The 19,735-nt window shown below is 60.0% G+C and carries 20 protein-coding genes; 15 read left to right on the top strand and 5 right to left on the bottom strand.

Annotated features, from left to right (window positions below; all coding sequences use genetic code 11):
* Positions 1-280: 280 nt before the first annotated feature.
* From BDD14_RS01790 to BDD14_RS01780, 3 genes are all read right to left on the bottom strand, one after another.
* Positions 281-2,068 (bottom strand): AMP-dependent synthetase/ligase, encoded by a 1,788-nt coding sequence (locus BDD14_RS01790; protein ID WP_130417320.1) that lies wholly within the window; start codon positions 2,066-2,068, stop codon positions 281-283.
* Positions 2,069-2,139: 71 nt separating this feature from the next.
* Positions 2,140-2,754 carry a TetR/AcrR family transcriptional regulator gene (locus BDD14_RS01785; protein ID WP_165419873.1) on the bottom strand — a complete coding sequence of 205 codons (615 nt, stop codon included), beginning with the start codon at positions 2,752-2,754 and terminating at the stop codon, positions 2,140-2,142.
* 420 nt (positions 2,755-3,174) lie between these two features.
* Positions 3,175-7,719: a glutamate synthase-related protein gene (locus tag BDD14_RS01780; protein ID WP_130417318.1), complete on the bottom strand. Its 4,545-nt coding sequence runs from the start codon at positions 7,717-7,719 to the stop codon at positions 3,175-3,177.
* Between the two features lie 170 nt (positions 7,720-7,889).
* Here BDD14_RS01780 and BDD14_RS01775 point away from each other — a divergent pair, with 170 nt between their 5' ends.
* The 14 genes from BDD14_RS01775 to BDD14_RS01720 all read left to right on the top strand — a co-directional run bounded on the left by BDD14_RS01775 (position 7,890) and on the right by BDD14_RS01720 (position 17,565).
* Positions 7,890-8,330 (top strand): arginine repressor, encoded by a 441-nt coding sequence (locus BDD14_RS01775; protein WP_130417317.1) that lies wholly within the window; start codon positions 7,890-7,892, stop codon positions 8,328-8,330.
* A gap of 28 nt (positions 8,331-8,358) precedes the next feature.
* On the top strand, positions 8,359-9,456 hold the full coding sequence (gene argC, locus BDD14_RS01770) for an N-acetyl-gamma-glutamyl-phosphate reductase (RefSeq protein WP_130417316.1): 1,098 nt from the start codon (positions 8,359-8,361) through the stop codon (positions 9,454-9,456).
* Entirely contained in the window at positions 9,453-10,235 is a 783-nt protein-coding gene (argB, locus tag BDD14_RS01765; RefSeq protein ID WP_130417315.1) for an acetylglutamate kinase, read from the top strand. Before argC ends, argB begins: the two co-directional genes overlap by 4 nt.
* The gene (locus tag BDD14_RS01760; RefSeq protein ID WP_130417314.1) at positions 10,232-11,482 is read left to right on the top strand and encodes an aspartate aminotransferase family protein; all 1,251 of its coding nucleotides are present in this window, start codon (positions 10,232-10,234) and stop codon (positions 11,480-11,482) included. The genes argB and BDD14_RS01760 overlap by 4 nt, the downstream gene beginning before the upstream one ends.
* A complete protein-coding gene (argF, locus tag BDD14_RS01755) occupies positions 11,475-12,584 on the top strand; it encodes an ornithine carbamoyltransferase (protein ID WP_130417313.1) in 1,110 nt (369 codons plus the stop codon). Before BDD14_RS01760 ends, argF begins: the two co-directional genes overlap by 8 nt.
* Before the next feature lie 34 nt (positions 12,585-12,618).
* Complete coding sequence (locus BDD14_RS01750) at positions 12,619-13,839, top strand: argininosuccinate synthase (protein ID WP_130417312.1); 1,221 nt, start codon at positions 12,619-12,621, stop codon at positions 13,837-13,839.
* Between the two features lie 5 nt (positions 13,840-13,844).
* Positions 13,845-15,335, top strand: coding sequence for an argininosuccinate lyase (gene argH / locus BDD14_RS01745; RefSeq protein ID WP_130422588.1), 1,491 nt, complete (start codon positions 13,845-13,847; stop codon positions 15,333-15,335).
* Positions 15,336-15,345: 10 nt separating this feature from the next.
* A complete protein-coding gene (locus BDD14_RS01740; protein WP_130422586.1) occupies positions 15,346-15,942 on the top strand; it encodes a GNAT family N-acetyltransferase in 597 nt (198 codons plus the stop codon).
* Positions 15,943-16,071: 129 nt separating this feature from the next.
* Complete coding sequence (locus BDD14_RS33660) at positions 16,072-16,221, top strand: cytochrome ubiquinol oxidase subunit I (protein ID WP_278045458.1); 150 nt, start codon at positions 16,072-16,074, stop codon at positions 16,219-16,221.
* Positions 16,218-16,349, top strand: coding sequence for a cytochrome ubiquinol oxidase subunit I (locus BDD14_RS34205; protein ID WP_423201778.1), 132 nt, complete (start codon positions 16,218-16,220; stop codon positions 16,347-16,349). Before BDD14_RS33660 ends, BDD14_RS34205 begins: the two co-directional genes overlap by 4 nt.
* On the top strand, positions 16,346-16,648 hold the full coding sequence (locus BDD14_RS33655; RefSeq protein ID WP_278045457.1) for a cytochrome ubiquinol oxidase subunit I: 303 nt from the start codon (positions 16,346-16,348) through the stop codon (positions 16,646-16,648). The genes BDD14_RS34205 and BDD14_RS33655 overlap by 4 nt, the downstream gene beginning before the upstream one ends.
* Positions 16,612-16,998, top strand: coding sequence for a cytochrome d ubiquinol oxidase subunit II (locus BDD14_RS34200; RefSeq protein ID WP_130417311.1), 387 nt, complete (start codon positions 16,612-16,614; stop codon positions 16,996-16,998). Before BDD14_RS33655 ends, BDD14_RS34200 begins: the two co-directional genes overlap by 37 nt.
* A 37-nt stretch (positions 16,999-17,035) precedes the next feature.
* Complete coding sequence (locus BDD14_RS34195; RefSeq protein ID WP_130417310.1) at positions 17,036-17,266, top strand: hypothetical protein; 231 nt, start codon at positions 17,036-17,038, stop codon at positions 17,264-17,266.
* Positions 17,230-17,565 carry a cytochrome d ubiquinol oxidase subunit II gene (locus BDD14_RS01720; protein WP_130417309.1) on the top strand — a complete coding sequence of 112 codons (336 nt, stop codon included), beginning with the start codon at positions 17,230-17,232 and terminating at the stop codon, positions 17,563-17,565. Before BDD14_RS34195 ends, BDD14_RS01720 begins: the two co-directional genes overlap by 37 nt.
* Positions 17,566-17,571: 6 nt before the next feature.
* Here BDD14_RS01720 and BDD14_RS01715 read toward each other — a convergent pair whose 3' ends face one another.
* Positions 17,572-18,363, bottom strand: coding sequence for an ABC transporter ATP-binding protein (locus BDD14_RS01715; protein ID WP_130417308.1), 792 nt, complete (start codon positions 18,361-18,363; stop codon positions 17,572-17,574).
* A gap of 61 nt (positions 18,364-18,424) precedes the next feature.
* Here BDD14_RS01715 and BDD14_RS01710 point away from each other — a divergent pair, with 61 nt between their 5' ends.
* Positions 18,425-18,847, top strand: coding sequence for a MauE/DoxX family redox-associated membrane protein (locus tag BDD14_RS01710; protein WP_130417307.1), 423 nt, complete (start codon positions 18,425-18,427; stop codon positions 18,845-18,847).
* 11 nt (positions 18,848-18,858) lie between these two features.
* Here the strand turns inward: BDD14_RS01710 and BDD14_RS01705 are convergent, their stop codons facing one another.
* The gene (locus tag BDD14_RS01705; protein ID WP_130417306.1) at positions 18,859-19,614 is read right to left on the bottom strand and encodes a TIGR00266 family protein; all 756 of its coding nucleotides are present in this window, start codon (positions 19,612-19,614) and stop codon (positions 18,859-18,861) included.
* Between the last annotated feature and the right edge of the window lie 121 nt (positions 19,615-19,735).

Genomic DNA, 19,735 nt, shown 5'->3' with positions numbered 1-19,735 from the left:
AGCATGCCGCGGAGACCAAAGTCGGCGGCACCGGCGACATCCAGGAACAGACCTCATCACCGCCAATTAGACCGCATCCGACTGGCAAAAATGGCCTGTTCCCGTCGGTGGAGGCATCAAGCCGCACCCTCGTCTTCAACCGCCAGCCCATGACGTCAGGCTTCCAGTACTACTGCAACGCCAAGCGCCCCGATAATGCCCCATCCACCACGCTTCGCTTTGTACTCTCTCTGATCTATCCACAACGTCCAGCAGGACACTAGACCAAATTGAGCCAACGTCACTTCTTCGAGGTAGCTTCGTCCGCGTAGAACTCCGCAATCTCCCTCGCATACTTCTTCTCCACCACGCGCCGCTTCAGCTTCAGGCTGGGGGTCAGTTCCTCCGTCTCGACGCTCCACTCCTCCGGAACCACGTACATCCGCTTGATGCTCTCGAAGTTCGCCAGTTCCCGGTTCACCCGGTCCACAATCTCCTGGTAAGCCTTCCTCACCTTCTGATCCTTCACCAGGGTCGCCGGGTCCTCAATAGCGACTCCCTGCCCCTTCGCCCACCCCTTCAGCGCCGTCAGGTTCGGTGAAATCAGCACGCACGCAAACTTGTGCTTATCCCCCACCATCGCCGCATGCCCCACCAGGGTATTTGCCTTCAGCTTGTTCTCAATAGGCTGCGGAGCGATCAACTTTCCTCCACTCGTCTTCAGCAACTCTTTCTTACGGTCGGTAATCGAAAGGAAACCATCCGCATCGAGGTTCCCGATATCGCCCGTCTTGAACCAGCCATCCTCCGTAAAGACCTCGCGCGTCTCTTTCTCCTTCTTCCAATACCCAACGAAGATCGAAGGCCCCTTCACCTCCAGCTCACCATCCTCGGCAAGACGACACTGCACATTTTCAAGAGGCTTGCCCACGGTTCCCATCCTGTAGGCTCCCCGATAGTTCAGCGCGATCACAGGGGAGGTCTCCGTTAACCCATACCCCTCCAGAATCACAATCCCCGCATCTGCGAACCATCCTGCCGTATCCATTCCAAGCGGTGCTCCACCGGAGATGAAGATCCGCACCCTCCCGCCAAACGCCTCAGCAATCTTTCCGAAGACCAGCTTGTTCGCAAGCTTCCACCCCAATCCGCCGGGCCTTCTGCCCTCCAGAATCTCTGCCCTGTGCACCTTGCCCGTACCCAGAGCCCATTGGAGAATTCGATGCTTCAAGGGCGAGGCCCCGGACTTACTCTCCACCGCCTGCCGGATCTTCTCATACACCCTCGGCACCGCCACGACGATCGTTGGCCGCACCGTCTTCATCGCCTGCGGCAGCTGGTCGAACTTGGCGCAGTACGCCAGCTTCGTCCCGTGACACATCAGCGCATAGTCCAGATGCCGTGCCGTTACGTGCGACAGGGGAAGAAACGAGATTCCCGTATCCGTATCCCCCAGCCCCAGCGATCCGGTGGAGTAATTCAGGTTGCTCGCAAGATTTCCATGCGTCAGCATCACGCCCTTCGACTCGCCCGTCGTCCCGGACGTGTAGATAATCGTCGCCAGGTCCTCCGGACGGGCCGTCTTCAACAGCACATCGAACTCTGCGTTCCTCTGCTGCTTCTCGCCCGCTTCCCGTATCAGATCTGCAAAACTCTCCGCACCCTCGTAGCTTCCCGCATCCATCACCACCACATGTTTCAGCTCAGGAAGCTCGCCCGCCTTCCGGATCTTTTCATACTGCTCGGCCGTCGAAACGACGGCCACCTTCGCGCCCGAATCCCGCACCATATACCCGATCTGCTCCGGCGTCAGCGTCGGATACAGCGGAACATCCACCCCTCCGATTGCCAGAACCGCGAAGTCCGTCACCGGCCACTCCCACCGATTCTCCGCCAGCAGCGCCACCCGGTCGCCCTTGCCGACGCCCCATTCGCGAAGCACGTCGGCCAGCGCCCGAACCCGACCATACAGCTCCACTGACGAGATCGGAGACCAGCTCCCGGTCCCCTCTTGCCCCATAAGAACCGTACGGTCGCCACGCCCCGCAGCCCGCACCAGAACATCGTTCACCGTTCGCAGATCAAACATTCTCAGCTCTTTTCTCTACCACGATTGCGTTTCCTTCCTGTAAGACGTCTCCAGGCCATAACAGTCCGGATCTACCTGCGGGTTCCAATTCCATTCAAAAGCACGTCCATCACCTGGCGCGCCGTAGCCTTTGCCTCATAAGTCCGGCCCGTGAACACCGCCGAGCTCAACAGCTCATCAATCGCACCGAACATGCAGTGCGCCACAATCCCATCGGAGACATCTCTCCGGAAGAGCCCCTCCTGCTGGCCTCGCCGAATTACCTCGCGAACAATCTGGATGTACTTCACCAGGTGATGATGAGAAAACTCGGCGATGAACTTCGCGCTCTGACGCATCTCCGTCTGCATCAGCACCGCCATGCTCCGGTTCACCCGGTGGCTCTCCAGGTGCACCTCGGCGATGTACTCCAGCTGCTCCCGGGGCCCTTGCAGCGTCCGGAACCTCTCTTCCACCTGCTGGTAAAACCGCGCGAAGGTCGTATCGATCGCGGTCCTCAGAACCTCGTCCTTGCTCTTGAAGTAGAGATAGACGGTTCCATCCGCCACACCGGCCCGCTTCGCGATCGCGCTCACCGGCGAGTTGAAATATCCTCGCTCCGCAATCACCTCCACCGCCGCATCCAGGATCCTCTGGTACTTCTCGCTGCCTGGACCGGTCGCCTGGGTCTTCTCTGACTCCGTCACGCAGCTTCCTCCATCGCCCACCCATCCGCCGTCGGCCGGAAGTATCCGGTCCTCGCCAACTCTAATGAAACGGCTTCGCTTTGCCAATCCTGAATTTGGAAGAACACACCCATCCCCCGGACGCACCTATCCGAAACAGCGCTTGCACAGGAAAGCTGTCAACCCATAAATCCTGTAAATACCAGAAAATGGATGACATAGAACTGCCGATTAGTTTCAGCCAGCTTGCTAGAATAAAAAGAGATCGAAAGAGGTGGGACCGGAGCCGTTCAGGACTTCGGCTAAGTCTTTTTTAATCAATATTTTTACTATTAAATTCCCTGTTTTCAATATTTTACGCGAACAAATTCGCTTATTCCATTGAAAACAAAGAATTTACAGAAAACAAGGGGGAGGGGGTCCCCCTTGTCTCGGGTTGGTTTAGGCCTGCGGCTTCAGGTTCAGCCGAACAAAAGCTTTGGACTCTGTCGCCCAGTCCGAGAGCATCCACTTGGCCAGACTGCTGTCTGAGACCGACACGTGCTCCTCGATCAACGCTCGCAGGCTCTCCTGAGCCTCCGGCTCGACCGCATCAAACGCTTGTGGATCAATGAAATCCAGATGGAATCTCGCGTCGGAGATGAAGTGTCCGTCCCGATCGTAGATCCAGGCCAGTCCGCCGGTCATTCCCGCGCCGAAGTTCATCCCCGTCTTTCCGAGAACCACAACCGTTCCGCCGGTCATGTACTCGCATCCGTGGTCGCCGACACCTTCGACCACAGCAACCGCACCGGAGTTCCGAACCGCGAACCGCTCCCCGGCGCGACCGGCGGCGAACAGCTTGCCCGAGGTCGCACCATACAGAGCCACGTTGCCCAGAATCACATGCTGTCCGCTGTCCTTCGCCGCAAGCCCGCGAGGCCGAATGATAATCTCGCCTCCCGAAAGTCCCTTGCCGACGAAGTCGTTCGCCTGACCATCCAGGACCAGCTTCATACCGTCGACAGCAAACGCGCCGAACGATTGTCCCGCCGTTCCATGCAGATCGAAGGTCACGTCCGCGTGCAGGTCTCCCTGCGCACGGCGAAGCGCCAGCTCTCCAGCCAGACGCGAGCCCACAGCGCGATCGCAGTTGGCAATCCGCGATTCGATGACATAAGGCTTCCCTGCCTCGACCGCCTCGAGTGCGGGAGCAATCCACTGCTCGTCGATCGGAGGCGCAGGCAGCGGCTGGTCGTTCCTTCCGCCCATCCATCGCCGCGGTCCCTCGGTGACCTGCGCGAGCATCGGCGCCAGGTCCAGATTGCCGTCGAATCGAACCTGTTCCAGCAGGTCCGAGCGTCCCACCGCTGCCTCCAGCGAAGGCAGACCGTAGCGGGCCAGAAGATGCTGAAGATCCGACGACAGCTCTTCGAAGAACCGCACCACATGTTCCGGTTTGCCGCGGAACTTCGCCCGCAGCTCCGGCTTCTGGGTCGCAATGCCGGTGGGACAGGTGTTCAGGTGACACTGACGCGCCATATCGCAACCCAGAACCACCAGCACTGCCGTTCCGAAGGCATACTCATCGGCTCCAAGCAGCGCGGCGATCAGAACGTCGCGCGCCGTGGCCAGTCCGCCATCGGTTCGCAGACGAACGCGGCCACGCATGCCGTTCTGCATCAGAACCTGCTGCGCTTCGGCCAATCCAAGCTCCCATGGATTGCCCGCGTACTTGATGCTCGAGAGCGCGGCAGCACCGGTTCCACCCGTATTTCCAGCGATCACCACGTAATCCGCGTAAGCCTTCGCTACACCTGCAGCAACCGTTCCGACGCCGCAGCCCGAGACCAGCTTCACGCCAACCGCGGCCTTTGGATTCACGCGCTTCAGGTCATAGATCAGCTGCGCCAGGTCCTCAATCGAATAGATATCGTGGTGCGGCGGCGGCGAGATCAGTGAAACTCCGGGCTGCGCATGACGCAGCCGCGCAATCAGGCCGCTCACCTTGTGGCCGGGAAGCTGTCCGCCCTCGCCGGGCTTCGCTCCCTGCGCCACCTTGATCTCGATCTCCTCTGCGTGCGCGAGGTATTCGGCTGTTACACCGAAGCGGCCCGAAGCGATCTGCTTGATCTTGTTGTTCAGAGAGACATGGACGGCGGGAGCCGAGACAACAGGCTCCGCAACGGCGACGCCGCCCTGAGCGTACATCGCAGTGCTGGCTCCACCGGATCCAGGAAGCGTCTCCGAATCCACGGGGTGAACACGGTAGACGGAAGAGTCTTCGCCGCCTTCGCCTGTATTCGACCGCGCGCCCAGCATGTTCATTGCGGCGGTGATGGTCTGGTGGGCCTCCGGGCTGAGCGAGCCGAGCGACATCGCGCTCGCGACAAAGCGCTTGGTGATGCTCGAAGGGCTCTCAACCTCGGACAAAGGAAGCTCCGCTCCTGCGGGCCGAATCTCCAGCAGATCGCGCAGCACTGCCGGATCGCGAGCAATCACGTCCTTGGTGAAGATCGCGAACGCGGCCGCCGGATCGGTGGGCTGCGGCACATTCCGCGCACTTCCCACAACCGATTGCAGCGCCTTCACCGTGGGGGGCTGCCAGGCGTGAGGCTCGGCCAGATCCGCCTTGCGGAAACGCACCCAACCATAGTCGGGAAGATCGGCCGATGGAACAGCATTGGCGTCCGCAGGTTGCCAGGTCTGGCGAATCTGGCGCTCGACCTCGGCAAATCCGATTCCCGACAAAGGAGCGGGAGTATTGGGGAAACAACGGTCGACGACGCTCGAGTGCAATCCAAGAATGTCGAACTGGCGGGCGCTGCGGTAGCTGTCCACAACCGAGATTCCCATCTTCGACATTACCTTGGCCAGCCCCGCATCCAGAGCCTTGAGCATCTTCTTCTCTGCGACTTCGGGATCGGTGCCGGCAGGCGCGAGCGCACGACCGGTCTCAAGCGCCAGCCATGGACAGACGGCTCCCGCACCATAGCCGATCAGCACCGCGACGTGATGGATGTCGCGGCAATCGCCGGCCTCTACCGCAATGCCGGTCAGGGTTCGCAGCCCGGCGGCGACAAGAGCCTGATGAACGGATCCGGTAGCCATTGCCATGGGAACGGGCAGAGCGTCAGAGCTGGCATTGCGGTCGGTGAGCAGCAGCAGGCGCGCGCCATTGCGAACCAGCTCAATCGCCCGATTGCTCAGATCGTCGAGCGCCTGAACCAGCGTGACATTGGAGGAAAAGACACAGGACAACTCGGCAAAGTGCAGCTCTGCGGCATGGGGATACTGCCCCAGACGGAGAGCCTGAACCTGTCCCAGCGAGAGGAACGGAGAGGACATGGAAACTCCCGGAAGAGGAGAATCCTTGTCGAGCATGTGAGGCCAGGGGCCCAGGCGCGTATGCAGCGAGACGACGCAGGACTCGCGCAGAGGATCGATTGCGGGATTGGTTACCTGGGCGAAGCGCTGCCGGAAGTAGGCGTACACCGGGCGTGGCGTACGCGCAAGGAAAGCCAGCGGCGTATCGTCGCCCATCGACCAGACTGCATCTTTGCCCTCGGCCGCCATGGGCTGCAGGATCATCCGAACGTCTTCGCGTGTATATCCGAAGCCTCTCTGCAAAGGCATGAGCATCGCAGGATCGGTTGATGAGACCGGTGCCGGGACGAGAGGAGCATTTTCGAGCAGCTTCGCATAGATCGGATCGGCGTCGAAAATCGCGAGGAGTTCCTCATCTTCGTAGACCTTGTGCTTCTCGAGATCGACCACCAGCATCTGGCCCGGTCCGAGACGACCACTGTGAGTAACCTCATTCGGATCCAGATCGACCAGACCGATCTCCGATCCGGCAACCACCAGACCGTCTTTCGTTATGGCGAAACGGCAGGGCCTGAGACCGTTGCGATCGAGCACGGCTCCCACGAGTCGTCCGTTCGAAAACGCGATGGCTGCCGGACCGTCCCAGGGTTCGGTGCAGTCAGAGTGATACCGGAGGAAGGAGGAAGTGTGACCGGATGCCGCGGCGGGAGGCATCAACATTCGCATCGCCTCGGCGAGGGTGCGACCGTTTTGCGAGATCAGCTCGACGGCCTCGTCGAGACTGGTCGAATCGGTTCCTCCCTGGGTCAGAACAGGCTTGCACTCCACCGGAAGCGTAGAGTCGCGGGCCGCCATACGGGCGCGGTTGCCCCATACGGTGTTGATCTCTCCATTGTGACCAAGGGTGCGGCCGGGCTGAGCGCGATGCCAGGTGGGAAGGGTGTTGGTCGCGTAACGCTGGTGGAAGATGGCGAAGGGAGTTACGAATTCGTGAGAGGCGAGATCGGGATAAAAGAGCGCCAGGTCGTGGCCGGTACACATCGCCTTATAGACGATCGTCTGGGCCGACATGGAACAGATATAGCCGTTGACGTCGCCGTTCTCGTGAGAGCGCTCAAACTGCTTCCGCGCAAGGTACAGGCGTCGCTCCATGGTGGATGCCTCGGCGTGGTCGCCGTCAATCACCAACACCTGACGAATCTTTGGCATGGTCGAAAGCGCCATCGAGCCGAGGTATTCGGTCCGCACCGGAACGTCGCGCCAACAAAGCACCTTAAAGTCGTGCGAAAGCAGAGCCCGTTCGATAAGAGCCTCTGCGCGGGTCTCATCCTGCGGGATGAAGACCATCCCTACACCAAGCAGTTTGCCATCGGGAATCGAAAGCTTTTCGGAACGAACCAGGAGGTCGCGCGGAATCGCGGCAAGTACGCCGACTCCGTCGCTGCTCTTGCCGTCGGCAGCGGTAGCGCCGCGGTGCGCCAGCCGAGCCAGCGCGGTAAGCGCCTGCGCAAGAATCCCATTGGATGCCACTGCGTCGACCGATGCGACGAAGCCGACTCCGCAGGAATCATGGTCGAAGCGTTCATCAATCAAAGAGGCCGCCGGAGACGGTTTGAAGCTCACGCTTCCAGACGAGGGCGCGGGCGCAGAGGCAGGGACGAGTGCGCGAAAGCTTTCCATAATTAACTATACGTCCGATGAATGACGAATTCACCGGATAACCTTTCCGTCAAGGTATGGGTAACGCTCCACGGGGAACGTTCTTGCATAAATATACATCAGAATGTATATTTATGCATAGCCCGGAGGTTTTCTACTCAGACCGTGGCAGAAACGGCGCTGAAACAAAGATGAAACAACAACGTCATACCGTAATTCGTGAGTTGCTGGCGAAGTCCTCGATCGCCAGTCAGGATGAGCTACGGAGAAAACTTGCAGGGCGTGGTTTCCATGTTACACAAGCAACGCTCTCTCGTGACATTCACGAGTTGAGATTGTCCAAAGGACCAGACGGTTACTCGCTTTCGAATGGAGCGGAGGCGGATGAGGATTCTCTTCCCGGCATTCGCGAAGTGTTGCAGGGCTTTGGCCTTGAGGTGCGACAGGCGGCGAATCTGCTGGTGGTGATTACAACGACCGGTGGCGCACAACCTATCGCCGCAGGTATGGACTACGAAGACTGGCCTGAAGTGGTCGGCACGATCGCAGGAGACGACACCGTTCTGATCATCTGTCCCGATGCGGATCGGGCAACTCAACTAAAAACTCGGATCGAAGACTACATTGGCTAATCTGGACACAATCGAAAAGACGAAAGAGATGAGCACAACTGCAAAAGCAGGCAGCGCACCGTCGCGCGCGCCAAGGGTGGCCGTCGCTGGCGTGAGCGGATATGCGGGTGGCGAGCTTGCCCGCCTGCTGCTTCGCCACCCCGGCATGGATGGATCTGCACCAATTTTTCTTGGAAGGGCAAGAGAAACCGCCGCCGACACCGCCACGACCATTGAGTCGATCCACCCGCAGTTGGCGATGATCGGCACGAAGGCCACGCATCTGGTTGAGCCCTTTCACTGGGACCGCCTCTCCGAAGCCGGAACCGAGATTCTCTTCCTCGCGCTTCCGCATGAGCAATCGCGCGAGTGGGCTCCGGAGGCGATCGAGCGCGGCATTCGCGTGGTCGACCTCAGCGGTGCCTGGAGATTGCAGGACGAGAGCAATCGCGCCGTCTATAAACTGCACGATGCGAATCCGGCGCTGGCAGCCAAACTGCAGGACGAAGCTGTCTATGGCTGTCCCGAGCTGCACCGCGATGAGATTCGCACAGCGCGCCTGGTAGCGAATCCGGGGTGCTATTCGACCTCGGTGATTCTCGCATTACGCCCGCTGGTAAGGGCTGGAATCGTCGATCTCGACTGCGGAATCATCTGCGATGCGAAGTCGGGTGTGAGCGGTGCGGGTAAGGCTCCCACGTCGAAGACGCACTTCATGTATGCGGCCGATAACCTGTCCGCCTATTCGGTCTTCGGACATCGGCACACGGGAGAGTTGCTGGAGCAGCTTTGCCTGACAGCGGACCAGATCCAGTTCACGCCGCACCTGCTACCGATTCCGCGTGGCATTCTGTCGACGATCTACCTTCGCCTGAAGCACGCGATGAAGCCAGCAGAGATTGAACATCTGTTTCGCGAGTTTTACCAGGGAAGCCCACTGGTGCGGCTCCATGCCACACCGCAGCTTCCCCAGATTCAGCATGTTGTCCGCACGAACTTCTGCGATCTGGGTTTTGCGCTGGCAGAAGACGGAAAGCGGCTGGTTGTCGTCTCATGCCTGGACAACCTGTTGAAGGGAGCCGCGGGGCAGGCGGTGCAGAACATGAATGTGATGTGCGGTTGGAAGGAAGAGGAGGGCTTGCTGTGAGATTCGTCGTAAAACTGGGCGGTGCGGGCCTTGAAAATCCCAAGTTGCTGCACGCCTGCGGCAAAGCGATTGCCGACCTGGTGGCCGATGGCAACCAGGTGGCGGTGGTCCACGGCGGCGGCGTGCAGCTGACGCGCACACTTGCGCAGCTTGGAAAGAAGAGCGAGTTCATCTCGGGCCTGCGCGTTACCGACGCAGAGACAAGAGATGCAGCGATAATGGTGCTGGCCGGGCGCGTCAACAAATCGCTGGTTGCGTCGCTGGGCACGCACGGGCAGTCCGCAGTGGGTCTATCCGGGGGCGACGGCCACGTCTTCCGGGCTCGCAAGAAGAAGACTAATCCCGATCTCGGCTTTGTCGGCGAGATTGCCTCGGCGGACTCGCGCTGGCTCGAGGCCATCTGGACCATGGGCGCTGTTCCCGTGATCTCCTCGATCGCGCTCGGCTTCGATGGCGAGTACTACAATATCAATGCGGACGAGATGGCAGCAGCCTGTGCGATTTCGACTAAGGCCGACGCGCTGGTCTTTCTGACCGATGTGCCGGGGGTGAAGGGCGCCGATGGCAGCGTGATGCGCTGGCTGACTCTTGGAGAGATTCCTGCGCTCGAAAAGCAGCAGGTGATCTCCGGTGGCATGCTGCCCAAGCTGAATGCATGCCGCGAGGCGCTGTTACATGGCGTTAAGCGTGTGCGCATCCTGCCTGCGGAGTCCGCGGTATTTCTGCCGGATCTCTGCTCAACTCGAGTCAACGACGGAACGGAGGTCATGGTCGCATGAAACTTGCATCGATTCAGGCTGCGGAGAGCAAGCTGCTGCTGAACACGTATGAGCGAAATCCCTACCTGTTTGTCAGCGGCAAAGGAGTCTTTCTGCAGGATGACAACGGAACCCAGTTTCTCGATCTGTTGAGCGGCATCGGAGTCTCTGCCCTGGGCTACGGACATCCGGCGATCGAACAGGCGATTGCTCACCAGAGCACGCGGCTGCTCCACACCTCGAACCTCTTCTTTCACGAGGGTACAGCGAACCTTGCGCTGCGCCTGACCGAGATAAGCGGCATGGACCGGGTCTTCCTGTGCAACAGCGGAACGGAAGCATGGGAGGCCGCCCTCAAGCTGGCGCGTGCTTATGCGACGAAAGCCCGCGAGAGCGGAAAGCACATCGGAACGAAATTTCTTGCGATGGGGCACAGCTTCCATGGTCGTACCATGGGCTCGGTGGCGACGACCCACAAGGACAAATATCGTCTTCCATTCGCCCCGGTGATGGGAGATGTGGAGTTTGTGCGCTTCAACGACGTCGCCGACCTTCGCGCTAAGTTCTCTGAAGATGTCTGCGGTATCTGCATCGAGCCGGTTCAGGGCGAAGGCGGCATTCATCCCGTTTCTCCGCAGTTCTTCGCCGCGGCCCGTGAGCTGTGCGATTCGACCGGTGCCCTGCTGCTGGCCGATGAGATTCAGAGCGGCCTGGGCCGTACGGGCAAATGGTTTGCCTACCAGCATTACGGAATTCAGCCGGATGTGACGACTCTGGCCAAGCCGATTGCCGGAGGTATTCCGATGGGAGCGATGCTCTGCACGGAGCGCGCGGCTTCGGCTTTCACTCCAGGCATGCACGGCACGACCTTTGGCGGAGGTCCGCTGGCCTGCGCCGTGGCGATTGCGGTCATCGATACCATGCAACGCGAGAATATGCTCGCACACATCGAAGAGGTAGGCGGATTCTTCAAGGCCAAGCTGAACGCCCTGAAAGAGCAACATGACTGCATCGCCGAGATACGCGGCATGGGACTGATGCTGGGAGTTGAGTTGACCTCGGCAGAGCTTGCGAAACAGGTAGCCGCGCAGATGATGGAGCGGCACATCATTATCAACAGGACCAGCGAAACAGTGCTTCGCTTTCTTCCCCCCTATATCCTCGAGAACAAGCACGTCGAGATGACGATCGACGCGCTCAACGAGATTCTGAAGGCGAACACGGAACTTGCCGGCGCGACGCCGGCTGGAGAAAAGGCACATGGGTAGCAAAACAGTGGTTATGAACACCAAGCCAGATACTCCCGGAGCAGAAAACACATCGCGCAAGCCGACTGCGACCCTCGGAATCCAGTCCGATACAGCCTTCAATGAGGCGGCCAAGCGGCTGTGCGGACGCGATCTCTGTTCGATCAGCGACCTGACCGTGGAAGAGATGGCGGCAATCATGGAACTGGCACACGCCGTCAAGAATCATCCGGAAGACTTCCGTCATGCGCTGGACGCGAAGCAGATGGTGATGTTCTTTGAGAAGGCTTCGCTGCGCACACGGCTCACCTTCGAGACGGCGATCAACACTCTCGGCGGAAACGCGATCTTCGTCGATCAGACACAGTCTCCTCTGGGCGAGCGGGAATCTCTTGCCGATATGGCGCGCAATCTCGAGCGATGGATGAACGTGATCGTTCTGCGAACGTATTCCCACGAGACCATCACGGAGATGGCTGCCTGCTCGAAGGTTCCGGTCATCAATGCGCTCTCGGACCTGGAGCACCCCTGCCAAGCGATCGCAGACTTTCTGACGCTCGAAGAACGCTTCGGCTCGGCGGAGGGACTTCGTTTTGCCTACGTGGGCGACGGCAACAACGTGTGCCATTCGTTGATGCTCGCGGCCGCGCAGCTTGGCGCACATTGCAGCATTGCAACGCCGAAGGGCTTTGCTCCGAAGCTGGAGATCATTCACAAGGCGATCGAGATCGCCGAATCGACCGGCGGCAGCATCACCCTGCTTCACGATCCGGTGAAGGCCGTTACCGGCGCCGATGCCGTCTACACCGACGTCTGCACAAGCATGGGCTTCGAGCACGAGGCAACCAAGCGCGCTCCGATCTTCAAGCCCTATCAGGTCAACGAAACGCTGATGGCCAACGCCCAGCAGGACGCAGTCTTCATGCATTGCCTTCCCGCGCACCGCAACGCTGAGGTTACGGACTCTGTACTCGACGGCCCGCAGTCGATCGTCTTCGATCAGGCCGAGAACCGCATGCACGCCCAGAAGGCTCTTCTGCTGATGCTGCTCGGCGGAGCCAAGCGTATCTCCAGCAGCCGCGGTCGTGGAACCCAGGCTCGCAAGCGGCCCTCACTGGTCTAAGTCACCCAACATTTTTTGAGAAAAGGATCTCGACATGGCAGAAAAGGTTGTTCTCGCATACTCCGGTGGACTCGATACCTCGATCATCATTCCGTGGCTGAACGAAAACTATGGCTACGACGTAATCGCCTTCGTGGCTGACGTGGGACAGGGTGAAGACATCGACGCCGTTGTCGAAAAGGCATATAAAACCGGAGCGAAAAAGGTGATCGTCAAGGACCTTCGCGAGGAGTTCCTCCAGGAGTATGTCTTCCCTACCGTCCGTGCAGGCGCGGTCTACGAGCACAAGTATCTGCTCGGCACCTCCATCGCGCGTCCCATCATCGCGAAGCACCAGGTCGAGGTCGCGCTGGCCGAAGGCGCAACGGCCCTGGCTCACGGCTGCACCGGTAAGGGCAACGACCAGGTCCGCTTCGAGCACGCCTTTCAGGCTCTGGCTCCACAGCTCAAGGTGATCGCTCCCTGGCGCGAGTGGACCCTCAAGTCCCGTGAAGATTGCCTGGATTACGCGGAAGCTCATGGCATCCCCGTCGAGGCGAGCCGCACCAAGATCCACTCCCGCGACCGCAACCTGTGGCACGTCTCGCACGAGGGCGGTGAGCTTGAAGGCACCGACAAGCCGGTCGATCCCACCACCTGGCGCATGAGCAATTCGCCGCAGGACGCTCCCGATCGCGAGGAGTTCGTCGAGATCGGCTTTGAGGCAGGAACGCCCATCTCGGTCGACGGCCAGAAGCTTCCCCCGGTACAGATGGTCGAACTGCTGAATGAGATCGGCGGACGCAACGCCATCGGGCGTATCGACATCGTCGAGAATCGCTTCGTCGGCATGAAGTCGCGCGGAGCGTACGAGACTCCCGGCGGTACGCTGATCCTCGAAGCCCTGCGACAGCTCGAAGCGCTCACGCTGGACCGCGAGACCGCCCACTTCAAGGAATCGCTCGCTCTCAAGTACGCCGAGCTGGTTTACTTCGGTCTCTGGTTTACTCCTTTGCGTGAGGCGCTTGATTCGTTCTTCACGACGGCAGAGGCGGGTGTGACAGGTTCGGTCAAACTTGCGCTCTACAAGGGCAACATCTCCGTCGTCAGCCGTTCGAGCGAGGTCTCACTCTACTCGGCCGATCTCTCCTCGTTCACCATGGGCGAGAGCTACGACCAGAAGGACGCTGCCGGCTTCATCAAGATCCTCGGCCTTCCTGCCCGCGTCCGTGCCGCGGTGCTCGGCAAGCACAAGGAAAAGGAGCTCGCAAAGTGAGCAAGATGTGGTCAGGGCGATTCCGCGAACCGCTCGATCCCGCGTTCGAGTCCTGGCAACGTTCGTTCCCCTTCGATGTGCGGCTGCTTCCCCAGGAAGTAGCCGCGTCGAAGGCGCACGCCCGTGCTATCGCTGCAGCGGGAATTCTTACCGACACCGAGCTTTCGAAGATGCTCGACGGCCTGGACCGCGTCATTCCCCTTTCTGTCGAAGAAGTCACGAAGCTTACTCCTGCGGAGTCCGCGCAAGCCTCGCTGGAGGCTAATCTCGCAGGCATCGTCGCGCTGAATCCGCAAGCTGAGGACATTCATCACTTCGTCGAGCTGCAGTTGACCAAGCTCATCGGGGATCTCGCTCTGAAGCTGCACACGGGGCGCAGCCGCAACGAGCAGATCGCCACCGATATGCGCCTCTTCGTCCGCGATGCAATCGACCAGACACTGGATGGGCTCCTTGCCTGGCGTGAGGCCCTGGTCGAACAGGCCCGTTCCGCAAGCGATTCGGTCATGCCCTCATACACGCACCTGCAGCGCGCCGAACCCGTGCTGATCGCGCACTGGTTGCTGGCTTATGTCGCCATGCTCGAACGCGACTTCACTCGCCTGGTGGACTGCCGCAACCGTCTGAACCTCTGCCCGCTCGGCTCCGGAGCAATCGCAGGCGCAACTCTGGCGCTCGACCGCACCATCGCAGCGGAGGCTTTAGGATTCGACGGTCCCACACCGAACAGCATGGACGCCACCAGCGACCGCGACTTCGCACTCGAGTTCACGCAGGCACTCTCGACCCTTGGTCTGCATATCTCTCGATTCGCGGAGGAGCTGACCCTGTACTCAACCGCCGAGTTCGGCTTCCTCGATCTGCCGGAGCGCTTCTCCACCGGGTCGAGCGCGATGCCGCAAAAGAAGAACCCCGATCTTACCGAGCTCATCCGCGGCAAGGCAGGTCGCCTGCAGGGAGCAGCGCTGACCCTGGCGACCATCGTGAAGGGACTTCCGCTCGCCTACAACAAAGACCTGCAGGAGGGCCAGGAGCCCGTCTTCGACGCCGCCGATACCGTCCTCGGAATACTTGCCTTGTTGCCCGGCTTTACGCGTGCGCTGCGCTTCCGCACCGAAGCGATGAAGGCTGCCGCCGAGAAGGGATATCTGAATGCGATGGCGGCCGCCACCTATCTCACCTACAAGGGAGTTCCCTTCCGCAAGGCGCACGAGAAGATCGGACAGGCAGTTCGTCTGGGCCTTGAGACCGGGCGCGAACTGAATCAGCTCACGCTCGAAGAACTGCGCGGCTTTGGCGAGGAGTTCGGCGCAGACTTCTTCGACGCCATTTCTCTGAAGGCTACGCTCGACTGCCACGATGTCATCGGAGGCACGGCGACCCATCGAGTAAGGGATGCCGTCGCTGATGCCTCTCGGCGAATTGCGTCCGATACGGCCTCGCTTGCATCCAAAAAGTCTGCGAAACTTGGCTTGGAGTCCGCTGCCCTTGTCTAACTCGTCCCTGATGCCTGTAAGCGAATCGACTTCTTCCTCGCGGCCGCGCGTGGGTGGGGCGACCGTGCGCAAGGCGAAGCTTCCGGATGCGGTGAACATCTTCGAGCTGGTCAACTCCCTCTCCGGCGATGGAACGCTGCTGCGCCGGAACTACGCTGAGATCTGTGAGAACGTGCGCGACTTCACCGTCGCCGAGAGCGAGAGCGGCGTCTTCCTGGGCTGCGGCGCGTTGCATCTCTACGGACCGCATCTGGCCGAAGTCCGCTCCATCGTGGTCAAGCCCGAGGCCAAGGGACAAGGCGCGGGGGGAAAACTTCTTCGCGCCCTTCTCGCAGAGGCTGAAGATCAGAGCGTAACCTGCGTAAGCTTGTTCACACGCATCCCGGACTTCTTTTTTCACTTCGGCTTTCGCGTGGTCGATCGCACTCTCCTTCCGGACAAGATCTATAAGGACTGCCAGACCTGCCCTCGTCTCTACGCCTGCGATGAGGTTGCGATGGCGCGTGGGCCAATTCCAAGGATCGCCGTCCTCGGACCAAGCAGGTTCCCTCAGCCTGAGTTGGTCAAGCTTCAGGCGGGTTCTATTGCATCGAATACCGGCAAGTAAGCTTCGTTCGGACGATCATCGTCCAAGGCTGCACTTTCTGCTTCGGTAATCGTCTTGTCTCTCATGTTTCCCTGCGTGGCGGCGCGAGAAGAGTTCATACTGGTGTCGAGCAGCAAGGAGTAGCCCTGGATGGATGCACTCACGCTTCATCGTATCCACTTTGCGTTTACGATCACCTACTACCTCTTTCCTCAGCTGACAATGGGCCTTGCCCTGCTGATCTTCGTCATGAAGACGATTGCTCTTCGCACCAATGATCCAGACATGCGAGAGCGATAGATGTAGCGTCGCGTTTCTGGGCGAGCATCTTTGCCGTCAACTTCGTTCTCGGAGTCGTTACCGGCATACCGATGAAGTTTCAGTTCGGCACCAACTGGTCGGAGTTTTCACGCCGTACCGGGGGGTGATCGGCCAGCCACTCGCCATGGAAGATGTCTTCTCCTTCTTCCTCGAATCTGCGTTCCTGGGATTGCTTTTATTCGGCGAAAAACGAATCTCACGCGGCCTTCACCTGTTCGCTGCTTTCATGGTGTTCCTCGGATCGTGGATCTCCGGCTTCTTTATCATCGTCACAGACGCATGGATGCAGCATCCTGTTGCCTACGAGCGCCTGTCGAACGGCACCTATGCGGTGACCAGCTTCTGGGGATTGCTGATGAATCCCTGGACATGGTTGCAGTACGCGCACAACATGTCGGGGGCGTAAGATCATGCACGCGATCGGACCGGTGTGGGACGGTAACGAGGTGGCTGATCGCGGGAGGAGGAACGCTCTTCTTCGCCTTTCCCCTACTGTATGCGTCATCCTTCAGCGGGTTCTATCTTCCGTTGACGATCGTGCTATGGCTGCTGATGGTACGCGGGCTGAGCATTGAGTTGAGAGCACACACTCACGACAAGGTCTTTCAGAGCTTTTTGATGCGACATTCTTTTTATCGAGCGCCGTGCTCGCGATGTTCTTTGGAGCGGCGCTGGCGAATGTGGTCCGCGGAGTTCCTCTGGGCGCGGATGCTATTTCTTCCTGCCGCTCTGGACGAACTGGCGACCTGGCCCTAATCCCGGGATTCTGGACTGGTACACCGTTCTGGGCGGCATGCTTGCGCTGCTGGCCCTGGCGCTGCACGGTCTTCTGTATCTTTCCTTGAAGACCGCAGGCGATCTCAACATCAGAGCCACTGCAATGGCGAAGCGTCTTTTGCCGGTAGTCGCGCTTGTCACGCTTGTAAGCGTTCCGGCCACGGTGATTGCACGGCCTGTTCACTTGAGCGCTGTAAGGAGCATTGGGCTGTGTGGCTGGCTCCCACGATGGTGGTGGTCGGTTTGATCATGATTGCCGTCTCGTTGGCACGACGCTGGGAGTGGAGGGCCTTCCTCGGCTCCTGCACTTACCTGGCCGCTATGCTGGCAGGAGCCGCCGCGGGACTTTACCCAGTCGTGTTGCCTAGCGTGGGGAAGGCCGGACGCAACATTACCATCGATCGAGCACTTGCCGGGCCGCACGCGGTCCGCGTAGGTCTCATCTGGTGGACCTTCGGGATTCTGCTGGCTCTTATCTACGCCGTGACCGTGTCTTGGCTCTTCCGGGGAAAGGTTCCCGAACATGCCGAGAGTTATGGTCACTGAGCAGAATCACCATGCGTGATGGAAGCCGTCTTTCTCGGTGAGATGAACCTCGGTGCGGAAGAGATCGCTCAGGGAGCGCGCGGTCAACAGCTCCGTTTTGGAACCGTCGGCGAGGATGCGTCCGTCCTTCATCATCAGGATGCGGTCGATCTCGGGGATGATGTCCGAGACCTGGTGCGTGATGAGCAGAATTCCAGTTCCCTGCTGCGCGAGACGGCGTAGAAGATTTCGAAGCTCCTGCTGAGCGGCGATATCGAGCGCGTTCGACGGCTCGTCGAGCAGCAGCATCTGGGACGAGGCGACCAGCGCGCGGCCGATCATGATGCGTCGCTGCTGCCCGGCGGACATGTGGCCGACGAGCTTGTCGCGGAGTTGCTCCGCGTCGATCAGCGTGAGGACTTGGTCGGCTCGCTCTCGCATCTCGTCGGTGACGGTGAGATTGGGCCAGAGCGTCGAGCTCGAGAAGAAGCCGGTGAGAACGGCGTCGCGGCCCGAGGTGGTGAGGGTTTGTTTGCCCGGTAGCTCGGCGGAGACGACGCCGAGGCGTTTCTTCAGCTCGGTGAGGTCCCAGCGCGCGCGACCGAAGATGCTGACCTGTGTCTCCGGCTGGACGATGGGGTAGCATTCGCAGGTGATGGTCTTGATGAGGGTCGATTTGCCGCAGCCGTTCGGGCCGAGGATGGCGATATGTTCGCCGGCGTTGACCGAGAGATTGATATCGTGAAGGACGACGTTTTCGCCGCGGGCTACGTTTACATTCGAGAGGTGCAGGAAGAGCTCGTTGGAGTTCGGAACCATCTTCCAAGAATAACGGTTGTAACTGAAGCATGGATCGAGCGTCGAATCATCAGGAGGAAGAATGCAGTTCAACACGTCGAAGAGCGATGAGAAGATCGCTTACGCTCTGCTGAGAGCGGTAGCGGGAACGAACCTGTTGATGCATGGCGTCAGTCGCCTGCTCGCAGGGTCGCAGGGATTCGCAACACATCTCACGGAGCAGTTTGCGCATTCGCCTCTGCCTGAGTCCATGGTGCGCGCCTTTGGAGCGATGCTGCCTCCGATCGAAGGACTGATCGGGCTGCTGCTGTTGATCGGGCTGAAGACACGCTGGACGTTGATTGCGGCTTCTCTGCTCATGCTGGTCCTGACTTTCGGATCGGCACTGGTGCAGGACTGGACGGCCGCGGGAGCGCAGCTGGTGTACGCGCTGGTCTTCTCCGTGCTGCTGTTCCTGCGGCAGTACAACGCCTGGTCGCTCGACGGTTGCATGAACAAGGCCTGAGTGATCTTCCGCTACAGTCCTTTCAGGACGGAGCCGATGACCCCTCCGATGACACCAGATTCGGTGTTCCGCTCTACGCGCTCGACCTTCATGTACTCCTGAAGCTGATGGGCGAGGCGCTGGATGGGCAGGGTCTGAAGCCAGACGCGCCCGGGACCTGTGAGGGCGGCGAGAAAGATTCCATCACCACCGAAGATCAGGTTGCGGATGCCGGGCACGCGCTGAATCTGAAACGAGACGTTGGCATGGAAGGCTCCAACGTGCCCAGGATGGACGCGCAGGGTCTCGCCCGGTGCGAGGTCCTTGACGATGACCTCTCCTGAGAGCTCGAGCCAGGCTAATCCCTGCCCGGAGACCTTCTGGAGCAGGAAGCCGTCGCCGCCGAAGATTCCAGCGCCGAGTGACTGCTGGAAGCCGACTCCGAGGACGATGCCCGCGGTGGCGCAGAGGAAGCCGTGGCGATGAACCATGTACTCGTGTCCCTGCGCGACCTCTACGGGAACGATGTGGCCGGGGACGCGTGTGGCAAAGGCCACCGTGCCAGGGGCCCCGTAAGCGCGGTACTCGGTCATGAAGAGGGTGCCGCCGCCGGCGACCCGCTTGAGCACTCCAAGAAACCCTCCGCCACCGGCATGCTGGGTGTGGGTGGACATCTGGATGGACTGGCTCATCCAGGAGAGCTCGCCGGCCTCGGAGATGACGGCATCCTTGTGATCCAGCGCGAACTCAAGAACAGGCATGGTGGTGCCGAGGATTCTGTGCTGCATTTGCGTCTCTCTCCCGTTGTTCTGGGGAAGGTCGTGAGAGGCCCCTCCCCGTCAAAACGGTGCAAAATCTTCCAACGAAACCACTTAGGTCCGGACCTCAGGATAACCTGGGTTAAGCGAC

It is taken from the genome of Edaphobacter modestus (assembly GCF_004217555.1).
Taxonomy (GTDB): Bacteria; Acidobacteriota; Terriglobia; order Terriglobales; family Acidobacteriaceae; genus Edaphobacter; species Edaphobacter modestus.
Note: the sequence above shows the minus strand (reverse complement) of the source record. Positions and strands in the feature narration are given on the sequence as shown.